Raw genomic sequence first — 707 nt, 5'->3', positions numbered from 1 at the left:
TTGGATCGACGAGTACGGCGACATCATGGGTAACGGCTACATCTGGTACCAACGCCGCAACCAACGCAACGGCCTGGAAAACCAGTGCTGGAAGGACTCCTGGGACTCCATCTCCTACCGCGACGGCCGGCTGCCCGGCCTACCCCGCGCCACCTGCGAACTCCAAGGCTACGCCTACGACGCCAAAATCCGCGGCGCCCGACTCGCCCGCGAATTCTGGAACGACCCCACCTACGCCGACCAACTCGAACGCCAGGCAGCCGACCTCAAACACCGCTTCAACCACGACTTCTGGATCGAAGACGGACAGTACTACGCCCTCGCCCTCGACGCCGACGGCAACCAGGTCGACGCCCTGTCCTCCAACATCGGCCACCTACTGTGGAGCGGCATCGTCGACCAACCCCGAGCCGCGAAAATCGCCGAACACCTCCTCGGCCCCCGCCTCTTCTCCGGCTGGGGCGTACGCACCCTCGCCGAAGGAGAAGCCCGCTACAACCCCCTCGGCTACCACGTCGGCACCGTCTGGCCATTCGACAACTCACTCATCGCCTGGGGCCTACGCCGCTACGGCTTCAACGCCGAAGCCGCCCACATCGCCGAAGGCATCCTCGACGCCGCCAACTACTTCGACGGCCGACTACCCGAAGCCTTCGCCGGATACCCCCGACACCTCACCCGCTACCCCGTGCAATACCCCACCGCGT

At 65.3% G+C, this 707-nt stretch carries 1 protein-coding gene; it reads left to right on the top strand.

What is annotated here, in order from left to right:
- A partial coding sequence (locus FXF52_RS41210) for an amylo-alpha-1,6-glucosidase (RefSeq protein WP_370518119.1) occupies window positions 1-707 on the top strand: 707 nt, incomplete at both ends.

The organism is Micromonospora sp. MP36 (assembly GCF_008119785.1).
Lineage (GTDB): Bacteria > Actinomycetota > Actinomycetes > Mycobacteriales > Micromonosporaceae > Micromonospora.
The sequence above is the reverse complement of the archived record's forward strand: the minus strand, read 5'-3'. Positions and strand labels throughout refer to the sequence as shown.